This is a genomic window from Microbacterium sp. Leaf159, from assembly GCF_001423615.1.
Taxonomy (GTDB): domain Bacteria; phylum Actinomycetota; class Actinomycetes; order Actinomycetales; family Microbacteriaceae; genus Microbacterium.
Genome location: NZ_LMOU01000005.1, coordinates 1 through 5523, shown reverse-complemented (window position 1 = coordinate 5523; position 5523 = coordinate 1). Strand labels below are relative to the sequence as shown.

The following is a 5523-nucleotide window of genomic DNA, read 5'->3' as shown; positions in this document are numbered from 1 at the left end:
TAAGATAGAGAAGTTGCCCTTCGGGCCTGGTTGTGATGACTGGGTCGTGGGAGCATCCGATCCTTGAGAACTCAACAGCGTGCACTTGTCAAATGCCAAATAACCTCGATTCAGCTTCGGCTGGATGAGATTCCTTTGGATCAAAGACCAACCTCCTTGTGGGGTTGGCAACGGATAAAGTCAGCAATGATTTGTCTCTTTGGTCAGCATCAAACTCGCTGCGTCACCGTTTTCCCGGTGTCGTATGCATTTCTTTTTTACGGAGAGTTTGATCCTGGCTCAGGATGAACGCTGGCGGCGTGCTTAACACATGCAAGTCGAACGGTGAAGCCCAGCTTGCTGGGTGGATCAGTGGCGAACGGGTGAGTAACACGTGAGCAACCTGCCCCTGACTCTGGGATAAGCGCTGGAAACGGCGTCTAATACTGGATACGAGTAGCGACCGCATGGTCAGTTACTGGAAAGATTTATTGGTTGGGGATGGGCTCGCGGCCTATCAGCTTGTTGGTGAGGTAATGGCTCACCAAGGCGTCGACGGGTAGCCGGCCTGAGAGGGTGACCGGCCACACTGGGACTGAGACACGGCCCAGACTCCTACGGGAGGCAGCAGTGGGGAATATTGCACAATGGGCGCAAGCCTGATGCAGCAACGCCGCGTGAGGGATGACGGCCTTCGGGTTGTAAACCTCTTTTAGCAGGGAAGAAGCGAAAGTGACGGTACCTGCAGAAAAAGCGCCGGCTAACTACGTGCCAGCAGCCGCGGTAATACGTAGGGCGCAAGCGTTATCCGGAATTATTGGGCGTAAAGAGCTCGTAGGCGGTTTGTCGCGTCTGCTGTGAAATCCGGAGGCTCAACCTCCGGCCTGCAGTGGGTACGGGCAGACTAGAGTGCGGTAGGGGAGATTGGAATTCCTGGTGTAGCGGTGGAATGCGCAGATATCAGGAGGAACACCGATGGCGAAGGCAGATCTCTGGGCCGTAACTGACGCTGAGGAGCGAAAGGGTGGGGAGCAAACAGGCTTAGATACCCTGGTAGTCCACCCCGTAAACGTTGGGAACTAGTTGTGGGGTCCATTCCACGGATTCCGTGACGCAGCTAACGCATTAAGTTCCCCGCCTGGGGAGTACGGCCGCAAGGCTAAAACTCAAAGGAATTGACGGGGACCCGCACAAGCGGCGGAGCATGCGGATTAATTCGATGCAACGCGAAGAACCTTACCAAGGCTTGACATATACGAGAACGGGCCAGAAATGGTCAACTCTTTGGACACTCGTAAACAGGTGGTGCATGGTTGTCGTCAGCTCGTGTCGTGAGATGTTGGGTTAAGTCCCGCAACGAGCGCAACCCTCGTTCTATGTTGCCAGCACGTAATGGTGGGAACTCATGGGATACTGCCGGGGTCAACTCGGAGGAAGGTGGGGATGACGTCAAATCATCATGCCCCTTATGTCTTGGGCTTCACGCATGCTACAATGGCCGGTACAAAGGGCTGCAATACCGCGAGGTGGAGCGAATCCCAAAAAGCCGGTCCCAGTTCGGATTGAGGTCTGCAACTCGACCTCATGAAGTCGGAGTCGCTAGTAATCGCAGATCAGCAACGCTGCGGTGAATACGTTCCCGGGTCTTGTACACACCGCCCGTCAAGTCATGAAAGTCGGTAACACCTGAAGCCGGTGGCCTAACCCTTGTGGAGGGAGCCGTCGAAGGTGGGATCGGTAATTAGGACTAAGTCGTAACAAGGTAGCCGTACCGGAAGGTGCGGCTGGATCACCTCCTTTCTAAGGAGCATCTGACTCTTCGGAGTCCAGAACCCAGATCGAAGGCATACGTTCTTCGCTGGGAGCTCATGGGTGGAACATTTGACATGACATCGAGATCTGATCTCGGAGCTAGTACGCAACTTCGGTTGTTGGAACGGTCTGGGTGAGGGGGCCGGTGTCTGCACGCTGTTGGGTCCTGAGGGACCGGATGCGATCTTCGGATCGTTTCTGTACCTCTGGGCCTCTTGTTGTTTCCCCTGTGTGGGGTGGCGAGAAGGGGTACCGCCCGTACTTTGAGAACTACACAGTGGACGCGAGCATCTTGCAGCCGGCTTCGGTCGGTTGCACAAGATGATCTTAAAGATCATTAGTCAATTTCATGCCAGGCCTTCGTGCCTGGTGTCGATTCTGATTCAAACTCATGTGATTTCAAGTCTTTAAGAGCAAACGGTGGATGCCTTGGCATCTGGAGCCGAAGAAGGACGTAGCAATCTGCGATAAGCCTCGGGGAACTGATAAGCAAGTTTTGATCCGAGGGTGTCCGAATGGGGAAACCCCGCTGGGCGGCGTGCCGACCTAGTGACTCCCGCCTGAATATATAGGGCGGGTAGAGGGAACGTGGGGAAGTGAAACATCTCAGTACCCACAGGAAGAGAAAGCAACCGCGATTCCGTTAGTAGTGGCGAGCGAAACCGGAACAGGCTAAACCTAGCGTGTGTGATAGCCGGCAGGCGTTGCACGTTGGGGGTTGTGGGACTTTTCAGTCATCTCTGCCGAGATGGCGGCGTTACACGATGGTATAGACGAACGGTCTTGAAAGGCCGGTCATAGAGGGTGCCAACCCCGTAGTCGAAATGCCAACCGTGGCGCGAAGAGTATCCCAAGTAGCACGGGGCCCGTGAAATCCCGTGTGAATCTGTCAGGACCACCTGATAAGCCTAAATACTCCCAGATGACCGATAGCGGACAAGTACCGTGAGGGAAAGGTGAAAAGTACCCCGGGAGGGGAGTGAAATAGTACCTGAAACCGTTTGCTTACAAACCGTTGGAGCAGCCTTAGTAGCTGTGACAGCGTGCCTTTTGAAGAATGAGCCTGCGAGTTAGCGATATGTGGCGAGGTTAACCCGTGTGGGGTAGCCGTAGCGAAAGCGAGTCTGAATAGGGCGATTCAGTCGCATGTCCTAGACCCGAAGCGAAGTGATCTATCCATGGCCAGGTTGAAGCGACGGTAAGACGTCGTGGAGGACCGAACCCACTTAGGTTGAAAACTGAGGGGATGAGCTGTGGATAGGGGTGAAAGGCCAATCAAACTTCGTGATAGCTGGTTCTCTCCGAAATGCATTTAGGTGCAGCGTTGCGTGTTTCTTGCCGGAGGTAGAGCTACTGGATGGCCGATGGGCCCTACAAGGTTACTGACGTCAGCCAAACTCCGAATGCCGGTAAGTGAGAGCGCAGCAGTGAGACTGTGGGGGATAAGCTTCATAGTCGAGAGGGAAACAACCCAGACCACCAACTAAGGTCCCAAAGCGCGTGCTAAGTGGGAAAGGATGTGGAGTTGCCTTGACAACCAGGAGGTTGGCTTAGAAGCAGCCACCCTTGAAAGAGTGCGTAATAGCTCACTGGTCAAGTGATTCCGCGCCGACAATGTAACGGGGCTCAAGCACGCCACCGAAGTTGTGGCATTGACATTATTGGTAGGCCTTCGTGGTCCAGCCGTGTTGATGGGTAGGAGAGCGTCGTGTGGCCAGCGAAGCGGCGGTGTAAACCAGCCGTGGAGGCTACACGAGTGAGAATGCAGGCATGAGTAGCGAAAGACGTGTGAGAAACACGTCCTCCGAAAGACCAAGGGTTCCAGGGTCAAGCTAATCTTCCCTGGGTAAGTCGGGACCTAAGGCGAGGCCGACAGGCGTAGTCGATGGACAACGGGTTGATATTCCCGTACCGGCGAAGAACCGCCCAAGCTAATCCAGTAGTGCTAAGTGTCTGAATCCCAGTGACTGATCCCTTCGGGGTGACGCTCTGGGCCTAGCGCACGACCCCATTCTGGTGCGGTTAGCGTATTAACAGGTGTGACGCAGGAAGGTAGCCCAGCCGGGCGATGGTTGTCCCGGTGCAAGTGCGTAGGCCGAGTCGTAGGCAAATCCGCGACTCACATAGGCTGAGACACGATGCGAATAAAAAGTGGGTGATCCTATGCTGCCAAGAAAAGCATCGACGCGAGGTTCAAGCCGCCCGTACCCCAAACCGACTCAGGTGGTCAGGTAGAGAATACCAAGGAGATCGAGAGAATCGTGGTTAAGGAACTCGGCAAAATGCCCCCGTAACTTCGGGAGAAGGGGGGCCTTCGGCGTATTAGGACTTGCTCCGAAAGCGTTTGGAGGCCGCAGAGACTAGTGGGTAGCGACTGTTTACTAAAAACACAGGTCCGTGCCAAGTCGCAAGACGATGTATACGGACTGACGCCTGCCCGGTGCTGGAAGGTTAAGAGGACCGGTTAGCCGCAAGGCGAAGCTGAGAATTTAAGCCCCAGTAAACGGCGGTGGTAACTATAACCATCCTAAGGTAGCGAAATTCCTTGTCGGGTAAGTTCCGACCTGCACGAATGGCGTAACGACTTCCCAACTGTCTCAACCGCGAACTCGGCGAAATTGCATTACGAGTAAAGATGCTCGTTACGCGCAGCAGGACGGAAAGACCCCGTGACCTTTACTACAGCTTGGTATTGGTGTTCGGTGTGGCTTGTGTAGGATAGGTGGGAGACTGTGAAGCATGGACGCCAGTTCATGTGGAGTCATTGTTGAAATACCACTCTGGTCACTCTGGATATCTAACTTCGAACCGTAATCCGGTTCAGGGACAGTGCCTGGTGGGTAGTTTAACTGGGGCGGTTGCCTCCCAAAAAGTAACGGAGGCGCCCAAAGGTTCCCTCAACCTGGTTGGCAATCAGGTGTCGAGTGTAAGTGCACAAGGGAGCTTGACTGTGAGACTGACAGGTCGAGCAGGGACGAAAGTCGGGACTAGTGATCCGGCAGTGGCTTGTGGAAGCGCTGTCGCTCAACGGATAAAAGGTACCTCGGGGATAACAGGCTGATCTTGCCCAAGAGTCCATATCGACGGCATGGTTTGGCACCTCGATGTCGGCTCGTCGCATCCTGGGGCTGGAGTAGGTCCCAAGGGTTGGGCTGTTCGCCCATTAAAGCGGTACGCGAGCTGGGTTTAGAACGTCGTGAGACAGTTCGGTCCCTATCCGCTGCGCGCGTAGGAAATTTGAGAGGATCTGACCCTAGTACGAGAGGACCGGGTTGGACGAACCTCTGGTGTGTCAGTTGTTCCGCCAGGAGCACCGCTGATTAGCTACGTTCGGGATGGATAACCGCTGAAAGCATCTAAGCGGGAAGCCGGCCTCAAGATGAGATTTCCATACCTTCGGGTGAGAGGCTCCCAGCCAGACTACTGGGTTGATAGGCCAGATGTGGAAGTGCAGTAATGCATGCAGCTGACTGGTACTAATAAGCCGATGACTTGATAACACACCGTTTGTTGGTGCTACGCGTCCACTGAGTGGTTCTCGATGTACGGTCGAGAACCGCATGACAATGACTTTGTTATGTGTTTTGATTGAAACATCTATAGTGTTTCGGCGGCCATAGCGTGAGGGAAACGCCCGGTTACATTCCGAACCCGGAAGCTAAGCCTCACAGCGCCGATGGTACTGCAGGGGGGACCCTGTGGGAGAGTAGGACACCGCCGGACTTCTTTTAA

The 5523-nt window shown here is 54.5% G+C and carries 3 rRNA genes; all 3 read left to right on the top strand.

Annotated elements, in window-relative coordinates:
* Nucleotides 1-256 precede the first annotated feature (256 nt).
* The 3 genes from ASF80_RS18585 to rrf all read left to right on the top strand — a co-directional run bounded on the left by ASF80_RS18585 (nt 257) and on the right by rrf (nt 5514).
* Nucleotides 257-1779: ribosomal RNA gene (locus tag ASF80_RS18585) — 16S ribosomal RNA — on the top strand.
* Between the two features lie 409 nt (nt 1780-2188).
* Nucleotides 2189-5291, top strand: a 23S ribosomal RNA gene (locus tag ASF80_RS18580).
* Between the two features lie 106 nt (nt 5292-5397).
* Nucleotides 5398-5514, top strand: a 5S ribosomal RNA gene (gene rrf / locus ASF80_RS18575).
* The 16S, 23S and 5S rRNA genes sit together here, the layout of an rRNA operon.
* The last annotated feature ends 9 nt before the right edge of the window (nt 5515-5523 follow it).